Genomic DNA, 18,717 nt, shown 5'->3' with positions numbered 1-18,717 from the left:
CGATGGTGCTCAGCCTTGCTCAAGCCCACCAGCGCCGCGCACGCGCGGCAATGGAGTCGGCCAAAACAGCACCGCAACAATCCATGGCCGGTGCAACTGCCTACGAACATCAGCTCAACCAGCTCCTGCAGGATCGCCTGCGCTTGAAGTCGATTCAGTCCAACGAAGGAAAGGCAGCGCTCAAGCTGCAGCTCTTGCCCGAATACATTCCCTACGTCACAGGCGTGATCGAGGCCGGTAACGGGGCTCAGGATGACGTCATGACCACCGTCATGGTCTGGCGCATTGATGCCGGCGACTACGGTGGCGCCTTGGACATCGCCGGTTATGTGCTCAAACACGGCTTGATCATGCCCGACCGCTTTGAGCGTACGACCGGCTGCCTGGTCGCGGAGGAGATCGCCACTGCGGCGCTCAAGACGCAAAAGGCGGGCGGTACGTTTGACAGGAACATCCTGTATCGCACCGCTGAACTGACTGAAGAGCAGGACATGCCCGACCAGGCCAGGGCCAAGCTTTACCTCGCCACCGGCCGCGCCACCCTGGACGGCACCAGCGCCGAGGTGGCGGGCCAGCCCGGACAAATCCAAGCCGGTATTGATCTGCTCAAGCGCGCCATTGCGCTGCATGAGAGCTGCGGCGGCAAAAAAGACCTGGAGAGCGCCGAACGCCTCCTGAAAAAACACGCTGCACCTGCCGTTTAACGACACCCAGCGAACCGAGCGTCCCCACGCACCCCGCCGGCTCGAGGCGGATCGATCAGGCCCCGGCGCCGGACCGCAAAGCCTCGACCACCGGCGACCTATTTTAGAGTGCAGTTCATGAGCGCGTTTGTAGCCAGCGGCACAGTCGACAGCGGCATTATAAACACCGACCCGTTCTGGCCGACGATCGACCTGGACAACATGCGGGCCACCCTGCGCATCGACGCGAGCGTCACCCCGGCTCGCCTGGAAACCGCAGTTATCGCCGCGGCCATCACACTTAACCGTGAGCTGAGTGAATGGCGGGTCACCCAACAGGCCGCCGGTCACGCGCAGTTGGAGGATGTTCCCGGCGAGAAGGTCAACGACGTCTCCGTCCATGTTCACCTGTATCGCCGCGCCATCGAAGCGGGTACCGGCGCTGAAGTGTGTGAGCGATACCGCTCTTACGACACCACCCACTCGGGCAATGCAAACGCTGAACAGCTCGCCCCCAACATCGACGACTACCGCCGAGACCTGCGCTGGGCTGTACGCGACTTCCTCGGCCGGCCGCGCAGCACCGTGGAGTTGATCTGATGACCACAGCTATTCGCACTCAGCAACACGACACGGTAGACGCCCTCTGCTGGCGACATTACGGGCGCACAGCGGGCGTCACCGAGGCCGTGCTTGAAGCCAATCCTGGCCTGGCCGACCACGGCCCGATTCTGCCGCAAGGGATCGTCGTCAATCTGCCAGCAGCGCAGCTCGCAGCACCGCAACGGCAGATGGTGAATTTATGGGACTGAAACTGCTGTCACGCAGCCCGCACCCCACAGCCCCCGGACAATGGAATGAACCGCATGCCTGACCGTCCCGATACCTGGGCCTGGCTCGCCGCCTGGCTCGAAGAAAACTGGCCCGCCCTTTATGCCGGCATCCTCGCCGTAGTGATCGCGGCCCTTCGCGTCATCTACGGCGGCGGCACGTTGCGCCGGATGATGATCGAGGCCCCGCTCTGCGGCACCTTGGCGCTCGCTGCCAGCCATGGCTTGGCACTGATCGGCATCCCCTCCGCCACCGCGCCCTTTTTCGGCGGTGTGATCGGTTTGCTGGGTGTGGAAGGCGTACGCGCTGCTGCTCAAAAGTTTTTCATCCGCAAGGTAGAACAACCATGAAAACCCTACGCCATGGCGACCGCTCGCAAGCCGTTCGCCAATTGCAGAAAACCCTCAATCAGAAGGGTGCCGGATTGGTGGTCGACGGCGACTACAGCGATGCGACCGAGGCGGCCGTGCGGGCCTATCAGCTGAAAGTCGGCCTCGTGGCGGACGGTGTGGCCGGGGACAAAACGCAGGCCAGCCTGGCCGGCGGGGACTGTGCCTTGTATCTGCGCAATAGCGACCTGGTCGCCGCCGCTTCCCGCCTCGACGTGCCGTTGAGCAGTATCTACGCGGTCAATGAAGTGGAGTCCAGTGGGAAGGGTTTCCTGGCCAACGGCAAGCCAGCGATCCTTTTCGAACGCCACATTATGTATCGCCAACTCACCACCCCAAGCCATGACGGCGACGATGCGGCGGCTCTTCAGCATCATGCTGATCAGCTGGTCATTGGCAATCCGGCGCTGATCAACCCCAAGCCCGGCGGATACGCTGGCGGCACCGCTGAGCACCAGCGTCTAAGCATGGCTCGCCTGATTGATGACACCGCAGCGCTGGAATCCGCTTCGTGGGGCGCTTTCCAGATAATGGGCCTGCACTGGAAGCGCCTTGGCTACGGCAGCGTGCAGGATTTCGTTGCTGCCATGAGCGAAGGGGAATCGCAGCAATTTGACGCGTTTACTCGGTTCATCGAGACGGACCCACAGCTTCACAAGGCGCTGAAGGCCAGCAAGTGGGCTGAATTCGCCAAGCTTTACAACGGGCCGAACTACCGACGCAACTTGTACGACATCAAACTTCAACGCGCCTTTGAGCGGCACGCGAGCTGCGAGTGCGGCCAGGGGGTGGCGGCATGATCGACTTTGACGCCGTGCGCAAATTGAAGCTGGAAGACGGGGATCTGCTTGTGGTGCCGGAATCCACCGAGCACGAAGACATGCGGGAACTGGCTGAAGCACTGCGCCTCCTCGCCCCTGGCTGCAAGTTTGTCATTGTGCGAGGCCCCCTCACGCAACTCGACACTTGTGCCATGAGCAGCCTCGGCTGGCACCGCGCATGACAACACTGCGCCAGGCGCTTTACGGGATTGCTCTGCTCGGTGCATTGGCGATGCTGGTCTGGGGTCAACAACAGCGCATCAACGTCGCCGATAAAAACGCCGAGCTCGCAACAGGTGCAGCGGCTACCGCCCGCGAAGACGCCGAGCGCAACCTCACGACCGCCAATAGCCTGCGAATCACCCTGCAACAGGAGCGCGACGCTCAGATGTCTTTGCGGGTGGAGCAGGATCGACTGCGCAGCGCCTTGGCAAAACGCGGGCGAACTCTGGAGACACTTAAACGTGAAAACGCTGAACTTCGCGACTGGGCTGCTCAGCCTTTGCCTGCCGCTGCTCGCCAGCTGCGCGATCGCCCCACCCTCACCGGCGCCGACGCTTATCGTCAGTGGCTGTCCGGCAGTGGTGCCGTGCAGCCTGCCGGCGACCAGTCCATCGAATAACGGCGCTCTGTTGAGCGACCAAGACCTCGTGGAAAACGCCTGGGCAGAATGCGCGGGGCAGATCGACATGATTTATCGACATCAACAGGCAACCCCATGAACAAACCCGAAAGCCTGCGCGCCCATCTGCTGGCCACCGTGGCCGAGCTCAAACACAACCCCGACCGGCTCTTGATATTCGTCGACAACGGCAAGGTCAGGTGCACTGCTGCGACCAGCCTATCGTTTGAGTACAGCTTTGATCTGCAGATCATCCTGACCGACTTCGCAGGCCACCCCGACAGCATCATGCTGCCGGTCCTCGGCTGGGTCAGCGTTAACCAGTCAGAGCTGCTGGAGAACTTCGACCAGGTCAAAAACGGTATCCAGTTCGAAGCCGATATTCTCGACAAAAATAAGGTCGACCTCAGCCTGAGCCTGTCGCTGACAGAGCGAGTCATCGTCGGGAAGGATGACCAAGGCAAGCCGACTGTGAAACACGCGGGGGAGCCGCAGCACGTGGCCGATTACCTCGACCCGGACTGGATACCCGGCAACCTGGGCAATACCGGCGAATGGGTGGTGCCTGAATGAGCAACAACCTGGAAGCGTTGGAGGACTGGGCTGGAGGCCTACTGTCGCAACTGGAGCCGGCGGCGCGAAACAAGCTCGCGCGTGAACTGGGTCAGGCATTGCGCCGAAGCCAGCAGCAACGGATCGCCGCGCAGCGTAACCCGGACGGGGCAAAATACGTCCCTCGCAAGCAGCGCAACCTGCGCGGCAAGCAGGGCCGAGTGAAGCGAAAGGCTCAGATGTTTCAAAAGCTGCGTACCGCCAAGCACTTCAAGCTCCGCTTCGACGGCAACGCGATTACCGTTGGCTTTGCGGGCCGTGTTGGACGTGTCGCAAAAGTACATCAGTACGGCTTGAAGGATCGAGCTGAGAATGGAGCTCCAGATGTGAAATACTCTCGAAGGGCGATTTTGGGGTTAGATGAAACGACCCTCCAAGTAATCCGAGATAAGCTGATTGAACAGTTAAGCGTGTAGCCTCTGCTTACGGTTTATTCGGATAGGGAGGAGTTAACAAATGTGCATCAATATCAATTACAAAGGAACTGGCCATGACCAACAAATTATCATCCGTTCAAAAAGAAGAACTAGTAGCAATCATGGGCGATTTACTGCAACCCCACATCCCAGTTCTATCTAATGCATTTAAAAGATTCGAGACATGGATAGCAGAAGTGAGCAAGCAGCACTCTTCGCTATTAAGCAAAATACCAACCATAGACTGGGGTATTGTAGAAACAAGGCTAGACGAACTGCCTGAGCGGTCTAAAAAAGCTATGGATCGGGCATCAAACCGGGGCTGGTTTTTTAACTGGCAAGGCTCTTTACAAACCGTCTTGACGCTTATCGATGACCTAGAAGCAGCAAACGACGATGAGTTAGACACGATACTGATTCATCATTACGATTTAAATATTGACGAGTACACCGCGAGGCTTTCCGAGGCATTTCCCGATAGACAGAAGGCGATAACTGCCGCGGTAGCGGCTCATAAACGAGGTGGTGATGAATATTTCCTGAGCGTTCCTGTTTTCCTTGCACAAGCAGATGGGACTTTTGCAAATATATGCGGGACGACTATGCCGCTGGGAAAATCTAAAAGCCAAGATGGCGTCAACGGCCTAGCAATGATCAAAGAAAAAATTGGAGAAAACGGCGAGTCATACGAATTATTGAGCCCCTTATTTGGGCTTCATAAAATTGACTTATTGAAAGGCGAAAGCGCCCGTTTAGCTGAATCCCAAGCCACGGGGGTAGTTTTTAACGCACTTAACAGACATCAGGTTTTACATGGGGAGGTTTCAGATTACGGAACCAAACTAAATAGCTTGAAAGCCTTTTCTTTTCTAGCATTTATAGGCCTTCATCTCCCGGACATATTGAGGGCGACTGATCCCGCTGCACAGTCTGTTACCAGGGTGTAAAAGGTTCCGCTACAAAGCGTCAAAGGTGCGTCTGCTCGCGCGTAGAGCCACCATTGCCGCCATGAACGATCTCCCCTCCCTCGCACGCATGCTCGAAAACCTCATCCGCTTCGGCGTCATCGCCGCTGTGCAGATGGCGCCACCGCGCGTGCAGGTCAAGACCGGCAAGCTCACCACCGCCTGGCTGCCATGGATCGCGCTGCGCGCCGGGTCGGGCCAGGAGTGGGACCCGCCCACCGTTGACGAACAAGTGATCCTGTTCAGTCCGTCTGGCCAACTCGCCAACGGCATCGCGCTGACGGGTGTATTTAGCGATCACATCCCGGCCAACGGTGATCGGGCAGGATTGCATCGACGCACATACCAGGACGGCACTGTCGTCGAATACGACAGCGTCGCGCATCACCTGAGCGCGGTACTGGTGGATGGCGGCACCACGGACCTGATCAGCTCGGGCGGAATTCATATCGTCGGCCCGATTACCCACGAAGGCGATTACACGCATCAGGGGAGTTACACCCAGACGGGCAGCTACACCCAAACCGGCGACCAGACCGTGACGGGAACAGTCACCGTCTCGGCCGATGTTGTCGCTGCAGGCGTGAGCCTGGTCAACCACGTGCATCTGGGCAACCTCGGCGCCCCAACGAGTCCGCCGTTATGAACCGCGAAACCGGCGGCGCCATCGACACCCTGGACCATATCAGCCAGTCCATCACCGATATCCTCACGACGCGCATAGGCACCCGCGTGATGCGTCGTGAGTACGGCAGCTTGCTGCCGGAGCTGGTGGACCAGCCTTTCAACGACGTCACGCGTCTGCGGGTTTACGCAAGCACGGTGATGGCGTTGATGCGCTGGGAGCCACGCATCAGCCTCAGCCGCGTCCAGTTGGTGGGCGTCAGCCTGCAAGGCGAAACCGTGATGGATCTGCAGGGGAGCGTCGTCGACAGCAACGAAGCGTTGAGCCTCAGCATCCCTCTGCAGTTAGGGAGCAGCGTATGAACACTTTCGCCGCGATTGACCTCAGCCTGCTCCCGCCACCGCAGATCGTTGAGCAGATCGATTACGAACAGATACTGGCCGAACGCAAAGCCTTCGCCATAAGCCTCTGGCCAGAGCCTGAGCAGGCAGAAATTGCTGCCCGCCTGAGCCTGGAGTCCGAGCCGCTGACCAAACTCCTTGAGGAGAACGCCTATCGCGAAACCCTCTGGCGTCAACGCGTGAACGAAGCCGCCCTGGCAAATCTGCTTGCCGCCGCGCGTGGCGCAGATCTGGAGCAGCTCGCAGCCAACTTCAACGTCAGCCGTCTGGTGATTCAGCAGGGTAATTCGAGCGCTACAGCCACCGCCGCACCGGTTATGGAGGGCGACGACAGCTTGCGCGAACGTGCGCAGATGGCATGGGAAGGTTTGAGCACTGCCGGGCCACGAAACAGCTACATTTTTCACGCCCGGGGTGCTGACGGTCGGGTGGCCGACGCCACAGCGGAAAGCCCGTCACCGGCTGTCGCGGTGGTGACCGTCCAAGGCATCGCCGGCGACGGCCACGTCGACGAATCGCTGCTGGACATCGTCGCCGCCTACCTCAGCGACGACGATCGCCGTCCTGTCGCGGACCGTCTGACGGTCCAGAGCGCCGAGATCATCAAATACCAGGTCACCGCTGCAATTTATCTGCTCACCAGCGGCCCGGAGTCCGAGCCTATCCTGGCCGCAGCCGAGCAGCGGCTCATTGCCTATGTTCACCAGCGGCGTCGTTTGGGGATGGAAGTTTCCGAATCTGCAATCCACGCCGCGCTGCATGTTGAAGGCGTGCGAAAGGTCGAGCTGGATGATTGGGTCAACATCACAGCGACAGCCTACCAGGCGCCCTATTGCACCGCGGTCAACCTCTCGCAGGGGGTCGAATAATGACCGAGGCTCCGCTGCTGCCACGCAATTCAAAACAGCTGGAGAGACTGGGCGTGCAGGCGCTGGCGCAGATCCAGCGCGTGCCCATCCCTCTGCGCCACCTGGGCAATCCTGACACCTGCCCAGCCGACCTGCTGCCCTATCTGGCTTGGGCCTTTTCAGTGGACAGGTGGGACAGCAAGTGGCCAGAAGACACAAAGCGCGCGGCCATCCGTGCGGCGTACTTCATCCACTCCCGAAAGGGCACGATCGGCGCATTGCGGCGGGTGGTCGAGCCGTTGGGATACCTGATCGAGGTGTTGGAGTGGTGGCAGACCCTACCGGAAGGCGTACCCGGCACCTTCGCGCTGAAGGTTGGCGTGCTGGACACCGGCATCACCGAAGAGATGTACCAGGAACTCACCTGGCTGATCGACGACGCGAGGCCGCTCACCCGCCACCTGACCGGGCTCGCGATCAGCCTGGCGAGCAGTGGCGGCTTTTACATGGGTGCCTGCGTTTACGACGGTGACGAAATCGATGTGTACCCACCGCCGGCGCACGACATAAACGTCGGTGGCAGTTTCGGGATCGGCGGGCGCCAAACCTCAATTGATGCATTGGAAGTTTTCGGATGATTGATCAGACCTCTCAGTTCTTTGCGATCCTCACCAACGTAGGTGCCGCCAAGCAAGCGAACGCAGACGCGCTGGGCGTGGCGTGGACGATCTCAAAAATGGGGGTGGGAGATGCCAACGGCGCGGATCCCGTGCCTGATCCAGCCCAGACACAGCTCATTAACGAACAGCGCCGCGCACCGCTTAATCAACTCCGGGTGGACGATTCCAACAGCGCGATCATCATCGCCGAACAGGTCATACCGGCAGAGGTCGGCGGCTGGTGGATTCGAGAGATCGGGCTGTATGACGCAGATGATGACCTGGTGGCCATCGCCAACTGCGCGCCCTCTTTCAAGCCTCTGCTTGCGCAGGGCTCGGGCCGCACGCAGATAGTCCGGATCAACCTGCTGGTCAGTAATGCCAGCAACATCGAGCTGAAAATCGACCCCAGTGTGGTGTTGGCCTCGCGCGATTACGTCGACCGGATTCGCCTGGGCATTCTTGGAGAGCTTGCAACTCGGATCATCAACGTCAATAAGTCCAGAGCTCTAACCACCAAAGAGATGGGGCTTGTGCTGATCGACGCATCGGCTGCCGATCTCGTGGTGCAGCTGCCCTACGCCAATTCCAAGCTGGGCACGCGAGATGTGGTCGTTCGCCGGACGGATAATCAGGGCACGCGCCTGGTCATCAAAGCGGGAGGCACAGACCGGCTCAAATTCCACACCCACCTGAACCCGGACGGCTATCCGTTTTTGGTGCTCATGGGCGCGGGCGACTGGTGGCACCTGCGCAGCGATGCCAAGGGAAGCTGGTGGCCGATCGGCCGGTATGACTCAACACCCCTTGGGCGGCCGGTGATGGAAACCACCGTTGAGTTTCCACCCGGTGGCTATGGCGCGCCAAATGGTCCACTGCTGGTACGCGCTGAATGGCCGTGGCTATGGGACCACGCGCAGACGTCCGCAATGACGGTATCCGAAGCCGCCCGTGCCGGGAACGAAGGTGGCTGGACGATCGGCGATGGCAAGGTCACTTTCAGAGCCCCCGAAATACGCGGCGAAATGCTACGTGTCCTCGACGAAAGCCGTGGGGTGGACGGCTCGCGGCTCGCGGGGTCATGGCAGGACGGCACATGGATCCGGACGACAGCTCAGGAATGGAGTGGCTCAGATCTTTCCGAGGGTGTTTTTGCGATTGGCACTGCGTTCGCAAGTGACGACGGTCGTATCAGCAACGGGGGACCAGGAGGACAAATGCCGCCGGGCGCCCGCCCTCCGTCGGGCGCCACTGACTTTGACCCCACGGTTACAGATAACACGATCAGAGGCAGTGCCGGCTTGGACACCGTAAACCCGGTGAACAACTGGATACGATTCAGACCGCGCAACATTGCCTATCCAGCCCGCCTCAAAATGATCTGAGAACTGAACATGGCTATCTACTTGATTGAAGAAACAACAATGATGGTCGGGCCGGTCGAATGCGCCGTTGTTCCTGGAATGGGCGTCCAGCTGCCTGGCAATGCACGGAAGCTTGAAGCCGTGTTGCCCGATCCCGCGCCCGGCAAGGTCTGGGTGTGGCGCAACGAGTCAGCACAACAAGTGCCCGATCAGCGCGGTACGGTGTATCACACCGAGAACGGCGCCAGGCTCGAATGGACCATGCCCGGGGAGCTGCCCCCCATCTACACCCGCATAACATGGCCTGGCCCGCACCACGTCTGGCAGAACGATCACTGGCAGTTGGATGCACAGGCGAAGACTGCCGCCGAAACACAGCAGGCGTTGGCCGTTGTCGACGAGCTATTGGGCAAAGCCGCAATCCGAATCGCGCCGCTTGAGGATGCGGTTGAGTTAGGCAGGGCTACTGCGCAGGAAAAAGCCGCGCTGTTGCAGTGGAGGGGCTATCGCGTGGATCTCAACCGCATTGAAGATCAGGAGGGTTTCCCGTCAGACATCCAATGGCCGGCCCCGCCCGAAACCCGCCATTCCAGGTGAAGAAAGAGGACGGCCAGCCCAGGTGTTCGAGCACCTGAGCTGACCGCCAGTCCGCAGCACTAACCTGCAAACCAGCCAAGGCCCTCTGCTCACGCGCGAGCGACAGGGAGCCTATCAGATGCCAAAGGTTTGCCTAGATGATTGAAATACGCTGTGGCCAATGCGCCCGTAAGCTCGCTGCGGCCAGCGGCTTCACCGAACTGCAAATCAAGTGTCCGCGCTGTCGGACGCTTAATCACCTGAAGGCCCCGAGCCTCCTGCCAGAACGCCCTGAGCATCCCACCACTGGAATACCCGGATGCCCACCATTGGAAGCCTGTTCGCAGGCATAGGAGGTTTTGACCTTGGATTCGAAAACGCAGGTTTCACAACCGCCTGGCAAGTTGAACTCAACCCCGTTAACCGGGCTGTCCTTGCCGATCGATTTCCCCACGCACAACGATTCGACGACGTGCGCCAATGCGGCGCGCACAACCTCACCCCTGTCGATGTCGTCACCGGCGGGTTTCCGTGCCAGGACATCAGCCTCGCCGGCGCCCGATCCACCAACAAAGACAAACGCGGCCTGCGTGGTGAGCGCAGCGGCTTATTCTGGGAAGTCATACGCATCCTCAAGGAAATACAACCCCGCTGGGTGGTGCTTGAGAATGTCGTTAACCTGCTCGCTGTCAACGATAGCGAAGACTTTGAGACGGTCATCGGGGCCCTTGCGGACTGCGGGTATGTGGGACTCTGGCGAGTGCTTAATGCTCAGTATTTCGGAGTCCCCCAGCAGCGTCGCCGCCTATTCCTGGTCGGAGGTCGTGGACGCATGCCCCCCATGGAGCTCTTGGCTGACGCCGCGCCAGTGGACGCAATATCTCCAGCGTCTAGCGCGACACCCTGGCCAGTGCCGGCGGATGCCTGGGCTGCCAATACTCTCCTGGCAAACAAAGCCGGATCACAGATCGCTCTGGGCTGTACCACTTTCGTCGCTGAACCGAACCGATGGGATCAGATGGTTGAGCGGCAGCGAGCGTCTGACGATGATGGGCTTTGCCTCGGACTGGATGCGGCCAACCTTGCAGAAGCTTTCAGTGCCGGAAACGCCGTCGTGCCGCAAATCGCGGAGTGGATTGCAAGAAAGCTGATGAACGTGGAACGGCTCTGACTTCGGGCGTAGGGGCCGCCACTTGTAATCCCAACCGCTACAACACTGCCCGCTCGCGAAGCCGTCGCGCGCGCGGCAGCCTGTGCACAGTCTTTCAACTACAGCACAGGCACTCTTCATGCCCGATTATCTTCATGGTGTGCGGGTCATCGAGCTCAACGATGGCACCCGCCCTATTCGCACTATCCCCACCGCAGTCATTGGCATGGTTTGCACCGCTGAAGATGCGGACGAAACGGTGTTTCCCCTGGACACTCCGGTCCTGATCACCAACGTGCAAACCGCTGTCGGCAAGGCGGGCGTCAAGGGCACGCTTGCGAGCAGCCTGCAGGCCATCGCTGATCAGACCAAGCCGTACACCATCGTGGTTCGAGTCGCGGAAGGCGCTGACGATGCGGCCACCACCAGCGCGCTGATCGGGACTACCACTGCTACGGGCCAATACACAGGCATGAAAGCGCTACTCGCGGCCAAAGCACGCGTTGGTATGACCCCACGCATCCTCGGTGTACCAGGTCTGGATAGCTTGCCGGTTGCCACCGCTTTGGCCTCGATCGCTAAAGACCTGCGTGCATTTGCTTACGTGGGCGCGTGGGAGTGCAAGAACAAGGAAGAGGTGGTCGCCTACCGGGATAATTTCGGCGCGCGTGAACTGATGGTGATCTGGCCGGAATTCCAAAGCTGGGACACCGTTGCGAACCAGACCACCACCGCCCCGGCGGTCGCACGTGCACTGGGGCTGCGCGCCAAGATCGATCAGGACACCGGCTGGCACAAGACCCTGTCCAACGTCGCGGTCAATGGCGTCACCGGCATAAGCGCTGACGTGTTTTGGGATCTGCAGAACCCGGCCACTGACGCCAATTACCTCAACAGCAACGAGGTCACCACCCTGATCAACGAGGGCGGGTATCGCTTTTGGGGCAGTCGCACCACCAGCGAAGACCCTCTGTTCGCCTTCGAGAACTACACCCGGACGGCGCAGATCCTCGCAGACACCATGGCCGAGGCGCATATGTGGGCGGTGGACAAGCCGATGAATCCGTCGCTGGTGCGCGACATCATCGAAGGCATCAACGCCAAGTTTCGAGAACTGGTTGCACAGGGCTACCTCATTGGCGGCAGTTGCTGGTACCCGGAGGACATCAACGACAAGGACACCCTCAAGGCCGGCAAGCTATGGATCGATTACGACTACACCCCAGTGCCGCCGCTGGAGGACCTGACCCTGCGCCAGCGCATCACTGACCGTTACCTGGTCGACTTCGCGAGCCGCATCAACAGCTAAATTGCAGCCGCTGCGGCGGCTGACAAACCCGCGCCATCCGCAAAGAGATTCCTGACATGGCCATGCCACGCAAACTCAAAAACATGAATTTATTCAACGACGCGAGCTGTTATCTGGGCGTCGTCAAATCCGTCACCCTGCCGCCTTTGGGCCGCAAGATGGAAGGCTATCGCGGCGGCGGTATGAACGGCCCGGTGAAAGCCGACTTGGGGTTTTCCGACGACGGCATCCAGTTCGAGTGGAAGACGGGCGGGATTGATCTGATCGCGCTGCGTCAGTTTGGCGCCATCAACGCATCGGCCGTCCCGCTGCGTTTCTCCGGGTCGTTCCAGCAGGACGACACGGGGGAGATCAGCGCCGTTGAAGTAGTGATGCGCGGCCGTCACGAAACCATCGAAATGGGCGATGCCCAGCCCGGGGAAGACACCGAACATAGCATCACCACCACCTGCACATACTACAAGCTGACGGTCGACAACGAAGAGATCATCGAGATCGATCTGCTGAACTTCATCGAAAAGATCAACGGCGTCGACATGCTGGAAAAACAGCGCAAGGCCATCGGCCTTTAACCGAGCGCCCCCGTTCAAAACCTACTGATCCGAGATCACCAGGAGCAACTGATGCAAAACAACGACACCGATAAAACCCTGGTGGCTGCCGACGACAACACCGTTGCCCTCGACACACCCATCAAACGCGGCAGTTCAGAGATCACAAGCATCACCTTGCGCAAACCTGCCTCCGGTGAGCTGCGAGGCGTGCAGTTGGTCGAGCTACTGAACATGGACGTGACCAGCCTGATCAAGGTGATTCCACGTATCAGCAGCCCTGCCCTCACCGCGCCGGAAGCGTCAGGCATGGATCCCGCCGACCTGTTGGCCATCGGAAGTAAGGTCGCTGGTTTTTTGTTGCAGAAGTCGGTGAAGACGGATGCATCCCTCGTTGCGTAGAGGACGCAATGGCTGACCTGGCCATTGTCTTTCACTGGGCTCCCTCCGACATGGATCAGTTGGGGCTTCAAGATCTGATGGACTGGCGTGAGCGCGCCAGGGTGCGGAGCTCCACCGATGGCAAATGATCTGAAACTGCGGGTGTTGCTCAACGCCATCGACCAAGCCACCAAGCCCCTTCGCGCTATCCAGCGACAGTCAACCGAGGCAGGGCAGGCTCTCAAGGCGGCACGCGAGAAGCTGAAAAACCTCAACGATACGCAGAAGCAGATCAGCGGGTTTCGCGAGTTGAAACAGGGCTTGGGCGCCACCAGGGCCGCTTTGGAAAAAGCCCGTTCGCACACCCAGCAGCTGGGGCGTGCGCTGGCTCAGACCCAAAATCCTACACGCGCGATGACGCGAGAATTCGAGCAGGCAAAACGCGCGCTGCAGCAGCTCAGGGGGCAGGAAACGGCTCAAACCCTCCAGCTCCAACAGATGCGTCAGAAGCTGCAGGCTGCCGGCATATCAACGCGGACGCTGAACGAGCAACAGCGGCAGCTGCGCCAGGGCATCAGCGGCGCCAACCGACAAATGGATGCGCAACGCCGACGCCTCGAAACACTGACACGTCAGCAGCAACAACTGACCCGCGCGAGCCAAGCCTATCAACGGCAACGACAAGCCGCTGGCGATCTGGCCGGCAAGGGAGCGGCTGCGGTGGCCGGTGGAGCCGGTGCGTTGTATGCCGGCGCGCGCATGATGACGCCGGGCGTGGAATTCGATGCCAGCATGAGCCGCGTTCAGGCAATCACCCGGCTCGACAAGAGCGATCCGGACAAGGCAAAGCAACTTGAAGGGCTGCGCAACCAGGCTCGAAGACTGGGCGGCTCGACAACGTTTACAGCCGGACAGGCGGCCGACGCCCAAGGCTACCTGGGCATGGCGGGTTTTGATCCTAAGGCCATCAAGGCTGCAATGCCCGGCATGCTCGATCTCGCTGCCGCTGGCGGCGCTGACTTGGCGCAAACCGCCGATATTGCCTCGAACATCATGTCCGGATTGGGCATGACAGCTGACCAGATGGACAAATTGGGCGACGTGCTAGTGGGCACGTTCACGCGCTCCAATACCAACTTGCAAATGCTTGGCGACACTATGAAGTACGCCGCACCTATGGCGAAAACCTACGGCGTGGAACTCGAAGTCGCGGCCGCCATGGCCGGTAAGTTGGGTGATGCAGGCCTTCAGGGCAGCATGGGCGGTACAGCGCTCAGCTCGATCATGAACCGCTTGGCTGCGCCGCCCAAATCAGCGCAGAAAGCCCTCGCGCAGCTGAAGATAAAAACCGCTGATGCCAACGGCAACCTGCGACAGATGCCCGATATCCTCAAGGAGATCTACGACAAAACCAAAAGCCTTGGCACTGCGCAAAAAGGTGGCCTGTTCAAAGCGATCGCCGGCGAAGAGGCAGTCAAGGGCATGGCTCAACTGGTCGAACAAGCCGGCATAGGTGAGCTTCAGAAACTCATTGCCACGTTGCGCCAAACCCAGGGTGAAGCAGGCAAGACTTCTCGGGTCATGGCTGACAATCTGAAGGGTGACCTGACGACGCTCAGCAGCGCTTGGCAGGACCTGGGCATCGAGCTGGAAGAACAACAGGACGGGCCGTTACGGTCGTTGGCGCAGACGATTACCGACATCATTCGCGGCGTAAAAAGCTGGGCAGCTGAAAACCCTAAACTCGCTGCTGGGCTGGTCAAGACTGTTGCGATCATCGCCGCGCTGGCAGTGGGCGTTGGCGGGCTACTACTGAGCGTCGCCAGTGCAATGCTGCCCTTCATTGCCCTGCGCCTCGCATTCGCTCAACTGGGGATCAAGTTGCCGGGATTGATCGGCATCTTGTTGAACCTTGGTAAAACAGTCCTCCCGTTTGTTGGCCAGGCTTTGTTGTGGCTGGGACGCGCACTAATGCTGAACCCCATCGGTCTGGCGATCACCGCCATCGCGGCAGCTGCCTATCTGATCTATCAAAACTGGGACGCCGTCAAAGCCTATTTCACCGAGGCGTGGGCGGAAATAAAGGCCGGTTTCGATGGCGGCGTCGGCGGCATCATCGCCACCCTGGTCAACTTCAGCCCGCTCGGCCTGATTTACCAAGCCTTCGCCGGGGTGCTGAGTTACTTGGGCGTTGAGCTGCCGGGCCGGTTCACCGAGTTCGGCGGCATGATCGTGAGCGGCCTGGTCAACGGCCTGATGGCGGGCATGGGTCAGATCAAGGGCGCTATCACCTCAATCGGTGACTCAACGATTGGCTGGTTCAAAGAAAAGCTCGGTATCCACAGCCCCTCCCGAGTGTTTGCCGAGCTGGGCGGTTTCACCACTGCTGGCCTGACTCAAGGGCTTGAAGCCGGCACCAAGGGGCCACTCAATGCAGTTTTAAGCATGGGCAAGCAACTGACGGCCGCGGGCACGCTTGCGCTCGGAGCGGTGGCCATGCCAGCGCTGGCGGTCGATGAAGGGGCGCCCATCACCGCTGCCGGTTCGTCGGCCCACGACAGCCACGACAATTACGAAATAAACATCCACCCCGCCCCCGGCATGGACGCGCAGGCAATCGCGCGTGCAGTGCGTGCCGAGCTGGCTCGCATTCAAAGCGAAAAAGCTGCCCGTCAGCGCAGCAAGCTGTCTGATCTGGAGTAACAACCATGATGCTTGCCCTCGGCATGTTCGTCTTCAGCCTGTCCACAGCGGCCTACCAGGAACTGCAACGTCAGACCGACTGGCGCCATCCCAGCAGTAGCCGGGTGGGTGCCGCGCCCGCGCGCCAGTTCGTCGGCCGCGGCGATGACTCCATCACCCTTCCGGGCGTCATCCTGCCGGAGCTTGCGGGCAGCTTCCTCAGCCTCGACGCCTTGCGGCTGATGGCCAACACAGGCAAAGCCTGGCCGATGGTTGAGGGCAGCGGGCGCATTTATGGGCTGTGGATCATCGAAAGCCTCAGCGAAACCAAAACCCTGTTCTTTCGTGACGGCACCCCGCGTCGTATTGAATTCACGCTCAACCTCAAGCGCATTGATGACGACCGGATTGATCTCTTGGGCGCAGCCACCAGCGTGGGTGCCAACGTTTTGCGGGGCATATTGTGATTGAGGCCGCGGTGTCCAAGGTGACCGGCTACCTGCAAGGCGCCGCTGAGCGCTGCAGGCGAGATGCTGCTTATCCGGTCGCGGCTTTCCGCCTGACCGTGGAAGGCGCCGATATCGCCAATCTGATCAGCCCGCGACTCATGAGCCTGGCCCTGACAGACAACCGCGGAGTGGAGGCCGACCAGTTGAGCATCACTCTGAGCGATCACGACGGCCTATTGACCATCCCACCCAAGGGCGCGGTGCTCCGGCTTTGGCTGGGCTGGAGTGATACAGGCTTGGTGGACAAGGGCACCTACACGGTCGATGAAACCGAACACAGCGGACCGCCCGACGTGCTGAGCATCCGAGCGCGATCGGCAGATCTGCGCGCCGGCTTGAAGACCAAACGTGAGCGCAGCTGGAGCAATACGACGTTGGGGGAAATACTTGGCGAAATCGCCAATGGCAACAAGCTAACCGCCAACATCGCGGCAGCGCTCGCCAGCGCCCCCATCCTGCAGCTCGACCAGGCCAACGAGTCGGACGCCAACCTGCTTAGCCGCCTGGGCGAGGAGTTCGACGCCGTAACGAGCGTCAAGGCCGGGTGCTTGCTGTGTCTGCCGGCAGGCGGCGGCAAGACCGCCAGCGGCCTGGCGCTGCCACACATCACCCTTACACGAGCGGACGGCGATCAGCACCGCTACCTTCAGGCAGACCGTGACGCGTACGACGGCGTGCGGGCTTACTTCTACGACGTCAACAGCGCGAAGAAGCAAGAGGCCATTGCCGGCGCCGGCGATAACCTGAAAGACCTGCGCCACACCTACAGCGATCGCCAATCCGCCTTACGCGCGGCACGGGCCGAATTCAACCGGTTACAACGCGGCAGTGCGACGTTGAGTTACACCCTCGCCCTGGGCAGACCGGAGCTGATCCCCGAACTGACTTACACGCTGCAGGGCGTGAAGCCAGAGATCGACGACATCATCTGGTACGGGGGCAACGTGCAGCATAGCCTCAGCGCTGACAGTGGCTACACCGTTAGCCTGGAGCTGGAAAGTAAACTGCCCGAGAACACGCTTGAGGATCTGGTCGAAGAAACGCCAGGTGATTACACGGGGGTCATTGCGTACTACCGCGATCAGAAAACCGGGAAGGAAAAGTCAGTGACTGCGGGGGATCAGGCGAAGCCGAAGCGGCTGCGCTATCTATATGCGGGAGAATTAACTGCGAAACGATCCGTGGGTCGAGAGTTTCAAAAAATGAGGCATTAGTTCTTACGCAGGTGCAGATTTAGCCTTCGCAATCTTGGATATCTTTGCCTTCTTAGCAGGTCTCCGGTCCTTAGGATCGAACCCAAGTATGACCCCAATATGCTTTACCTTGAAAGAAGCACCAGATCTTTCATGCTTATGGACACTATAAAAAACAAAGCGTGGCCTATCGATGCAATCGAATTCAGCGTACTCCTCAAGACCTTTAGAAGCTAAATGTGCCCTCCAAGCAGAAATAACACTTGCAGCATCATTTGTCTTGATATATATGAGCATACCACCACAATCTTGATTAACGTCACCTGTTGTATAACGTGTTGTTAGCTGCTGAAACCCTTGATAAAGATAGTCATAACCTGAATGGATTTTAGCCTCACCAATCCACAAGAAACCTTCTTTCTTACCTCGCACAACTAAATCAGAGTGCCCCCCAATTTTCTCATCGTGAGTGGCGGCGTAGCCTATAAGCTTCAAGCCTCGCTTTATTTCTGAGGTCAGCCTATCTTCACCATCCAACTTTAAAAGTTCCGGACTCTCCTGAAACCCAGACAAGACTGAATCGATATCTCTATATAAAACACTAATAAAATCCTCATAAGTTCTAGCGAGTAAGCGGTCAAAAAAAATGCTAACGCCAGGGACAAGAGAACCTAAAGCCCTTAACTGCGCAACCGTGAAATCCTCAAGAGCAATGTCGGTCATTCGTGCCTACCTTCCATCACCGCTCGGCTGGGTACAAAATAAGGATAAACCTTTTGCTCATAATTAGTGACTTCAACCCCATCCTCAGGATGCATCAGTCTATTGGTTCGCTGCGCTTCCTCTAAATATCCAGGGTCAAGCTCAAACACTTCGTCGTCAATAATCAACTCAAATCTAACATCAAGCAACGAGACTGCAGCACCAGCCAAATACTGCGTCATTTGCAGCACAAGTAAAGAGTCGTCACTTCCAACTATTTTGGCCAGCTTAGTAAATGTCAAATGCGCTATATCATTGTGAGAGTAGACGTAATCAACCAGACGCAGGCATGCACCCCGCAGAGGCTCTGAAGGGTGATCGCCAGTTATCCGACTTATGACCACGTCTTTTTTCATGAAAAATAAACT

At 59.1% G+C, this 18,717-nt stretch carries 28 protein-coding genes; 26 read left to right on the top strand and 2 right to left on the bottom strand.

Translation table 11 applies throughout. The features are described from left to right. Positions 1-2 precede the first annotated feature (2 nt). The 26 genes from QRN48_RS17360 to QRN48_RS17235 all read left to right on the top strand — a co-directional run bounded on the left by QRN48_RS17360 (position 3) and on the right by QRN48_RS17235 (position 17,608). Entirely contained in the window at positions 3-704 is a 702-nt protein-coding gene (locus QRN48_RS17360; protein WP_285351936.1) for a phage terminase small subunit, read from the top strand. 117 nt (positions 705-821) lie between these two features. Continuing rightward, positions 822-1,283: a head completion/stabilization protein gene (locus QRN48_RS17355; protein ID WP_285351934.1), complete on the top strand. Its 462-nt coding sequence runs from the start codon at positions 822-824 to the stop codon at positions 1,281-1,283. Further along, positions 1,283-1,495: a tail protein X gene (locus tag QRN48_RS17350; RefSeq protein WP_285351932.1), complete on the top strand. Its 213-nt coding sequence runs from the start codon at positions 1,283-1,285 to the stop codon at positions 1,493-1,495. Before QRN48_RS17355 ends, QRN48_RS17350 begins: the two co-directional genes overlap by 1 nt. Positions 1,496-1,540: 45 nt before the next feature. Continuing rightward, positions 1,541-1,864, top strand: a complete 324-nt coding sequence (locus QRN48_RS17345; RefSeq protein WP_285351930.1) for a phage holin, lambda family — start codon at positions 1,541-1,543, stop codon at positions 1,862-1,864. Beyond that, complete coding sequence (locus QRN48_RS17340) at positions 1,861-2,703, top strand: N-acetylmuramidase domain-containing protein (RefSeq protein WP_285351928.1); 843 nt, start codon at positions 1,861-1,863, stop codon at positions 2,701-2,703. The genes QRN48_RS17345 and QRN48_RS17340 overlap by 4 nt, the downstream gene beginning before the upstream one ends. Continuing rightward, the gene (locus QRN48_RS17335) at positions 2,700-2,906 is read left to right on the top strand and encodes a hypothetical protein (protein ID WP_285351926.1); all 207 of its coding nucleotides are present in this window, start codon (positions 2,700-2,702) and stop codon (positions 2,904-2,906) included. Before QRN48_RS17340 ends, QRN48_RS17335 begins: the two co-directional genes overlap by 4 nt. Further along, a complete protein-coding gene (gene lysB, locus QRN48_RS17330; protein ID WP_285351924.1) occupies positions 2,903-3,346 on the top strand; it encodes an Rz-like lysis system protein LysB in 444 nt (147 codons plus the stop codon). The genes QRN48_RS17335 and lysB overlap by 4 nt, the downstream gene beginning before the upstream one ends. Then, the gene (gene lysC / locus QRN48_RS17325) at positions 3,255-3,446 is read left to right on the top strand and encodes an Rz1-like lysis system protein LysC (RefSeq protein WP_285352131.1); all 192 of its coding nucleotides are present in this window, start codon (positions 3,255-3,257) and stop codon (positions 3,444-3,446) included. Before lysB ends, lysC begins: the two co-directional genes overlap by 92 nt. Next, positions 3,443-3,919, top strand: coding sequence for a phage tail protein (locus QRN48_RS17320; RefSeq protein ID WP_285351923.1), 477 nt, complete (start codon positions 3,443-3,445; stop codon positions 3,917-3,919). Before lysC ends, QRN48_RS17320 begins: the two co-directional genes overlap by 4 nt. Then, on the top strand, positions 3,916-4,374 hold the full coding sequence (locus QRN48_RS17315) for a phage virion morphogenesis protein (RefSeq protein ID WP_285351922.1): 459 nt from the start codon (positions 3,916-3,918) through the stop codon (positions 4,372-4,374). The genes QRN48_RS17320 and QRN48_RS17315 overlap by 4 nt, the downstream gene beginning before the upstream one ends. A 74-nt stretch (positions 4,375-4,448) precedes the next feature. Next, entirely contained in the window at positions 4,449-5,321 is an 873-nt protein-coding gene (locus tag QRN48_RS17310; protein WP_285351921.1) for a hypothetical protein, read from the top strand. A gap of 61 nt (positions 5,322-5,382) precedes the next feature. Beyond that, positions 5,383-5,985, top strand: a complete 603-nt coding sequence (locus tag QRN48_RS17305) for a phage baseplate assembly protein V (protein ID WP_285351919.1) — start codon at positions 5,383-5,385, stop codon at positions 5,983-5,985. Beyond that, complete coding sequence (locus QRN48_RS17300) at positions 5,982-6,326, top strand: GPW/gp25 family protein (RefSeq protein ID WP_285351917.1); 345 nt, start codon at positions 5,982-5,984, stop codon at positions 6,324-6,326. The genes QRN48_RS17305 and QRN48_RS17300 overlap by 4 nt, the downstream gene beginning before the upstream one ends. After that, positions 6,323-7,234, top strand: coding sequence for a baseplate J/gp47 family protein (locus QRN48_RS17295; RefSeq protein WP_285351915.1), 912 nt, complete (start codon positions 6,323-6,325; stop codon positions 7,232-7,234). Before QRN48_RS17300 ends, QRN48_RS17295 begins: the two co-directional genes overlap by 4 nt. Beyond that, positions 7,234-7,851, top strand: coding sequence for a phage tail protein I (locus tag QRN48_RS17290; protein ID WP_285351914.1), 618 nt, complete (start codon positions 7,234-7,236; stop codon positions 7,849-7,851). The genes QRN48_RS17295 and QRN48_RS17290 overlap by 1 nt, the downstream gene beginning before the upstream one ends. Beyond that, entirely contained in the window at positions 7,848-9,257 is a 1,410-nt protein-coding gene (locus QRN48_RS17285) for a phage tail protein (RefSeq protein WP_285351912.1), read from the top strand. The genes QRN48_RS17290 and QRN48_RS17285 overlap by 4 nt, the downstream gene beginning before the upstream one ends. A gap of 9 nt (positions 9,258-9,266) precedes the next feature. Beyond that, positions 9,267-9,833, top strand: a complete 567-nt coding sequence (locus QRN48_RS17280) for a tail fiber assembly protein (protein ID WP_285351910.1) — start codon at positions 9,267-9,269, stop codon at positions 9,831-9,833. A gap of 137 nt (positions 9,834-9,970) precedes the next feature. Then, positions 9,971-10,165, top strand: a complete 195-nt coding sequence (locus QRN48_RS17275; protein WP_285351908.1) for a Com family DNA-binding transcriptional regulator — start codon at positions 9,971-9,973, stop codon at positions 10,163-10,165. Then, positions 10,132-10,983 (top strand): DNA cytosine methyltransferase, encoded by an 852-nt coding sequence (locus QRN48_RS17270; protein ID WP_285351906.1) that lies wholly within the window; start codon positions 10,132-10,134, stop codon positions 10,981-10,983. Before QRN48_RS17275 ends, QRN48_RS17270 begins: the two co-directional genes overlap by 34 nt. 118 nt (positions 10,984-11,101) lie before the next feature. Then, entirely contained in the window at positions 11,102-12,271 is a 1,170-nt protein-coding gene (locus tag QRN48_RS17265; protein WP_285351904.1) for a phage tail sheath protein, read from the top strand. Positions 12,272-12,327: 56 nt separating this feature from the next. Beyond that, positions 12,328-12,843, top strand: a complete 516-nt coding sequence (locus tag QRN48_RS17260; protein WP_285351902.1) for a phage major tail tube protein — start codon at positions 12,328-12,330, stop codon at positions 12,841-12,843. A 51-nt stretch (positions 12,844-12,894) separates the two neighbouring features. Next, positions 12,895-13,224, top strand: coding sequence for a phage tail assembly protein (locus QRN48_RS17255; protein WP_285351900.1), 330 nt, complete (start codon positions 12,895-12,897; stop codon positions 13,222-13,224). Between the two features lie 8 nt (positions 13,225-13,232). Continuing rightward, on the top strand, positions 13,233-13,352 hold the full coding sequence (locus tag QRN48_RS17250) for a GpE family phage tail protein (RefSeq protein WP_285351898.1): 120 nt from the start codon (positions 13,233-13,235) through the stop codon (positions 13,350-13,352). Continuing rightward, the gene (locus QRN48_RS17245; RefSeq protein ID WP_285351897.1) at positions 13,342-15,906 is read left to right on the top strand and encodes a phage tail tape measure protein; all 2,565 of its coding nucleotides are present in this window, start codon (positions 13,342-13,344) and stop codon (positions 15,904-15,906) included. Before QRN48_RS17250 ends, QRN48_RS17245 begins: the two co-directional genes overlap by 11 nt. Positions 15,907-15,911: 5 nt before the next feature. Further along, positions 15,912-16,352, top strand: coding sequence for a phage tail protein (locus QRN48_RS17240; protein WP_285351896.1), 441 nt, complete (start codon positions 15,912-15,914; stop codon positions 16,350-16,352). After that, positions 16,349-17,608, top strand: coding sequence for a phage late control D family protein (locus QRN48_RS17235; protein ID WP_285351895.1), 1,260 nt, complete (start codon positions 16,349-16,351; stop codon positions 17,606-17,608). Before QRN48_RS17240 ends, QRN48_RS17235 begins: the two co-directional genes overlap by 4 nt. 3 nt (positions 17,609-17,611) lie before the next feature. On the opposite strand, the gene QRN48_RS17230 is transcribed toward QRN48_RS17235, so the two are convergent. Continuing rightward, positions 17,612-18,310, bottom strand: a complete 699-nt coding sequence (locus QRN48_RS17230; RefSeq protein ID WP_285351893.1) for a hypothetical protein — start codon at positions 18,308-18,310, stop codon at positions 17,612-17,614. Next, complete coding sequence (locus tag QRN48_RS17225) at positions 18,307-18,705, bottom strand: hypothetical protein (RefSeq protein ID WP_285351891.1); 399 nt, start codon at positions 18,703-18,705, stop codon at positions 18,307-18,309. The genes QRN48_RS17230 and QRN48_RS17225 overlap by 4 nt, the downstream gene beginning before the upstream one ends. Positions 18,706-18,717 lie beyond the last annotated feature (12 nt).

Source organism: Pseudomonas sp. ME-P-057 (assembly GCF_030208975.1).
Taxonomy (GTDB): domain Bacteria; phylum Pseudomonadota; class Gammaproteobacteria; order Pseudomonadales; family Pseudomonadaceae; genus Aquipseudomonas; species Aquipseudomonas lutea.
This window is presented reverse-complemented; position numbering and strand designations above follow the sequence as displayed.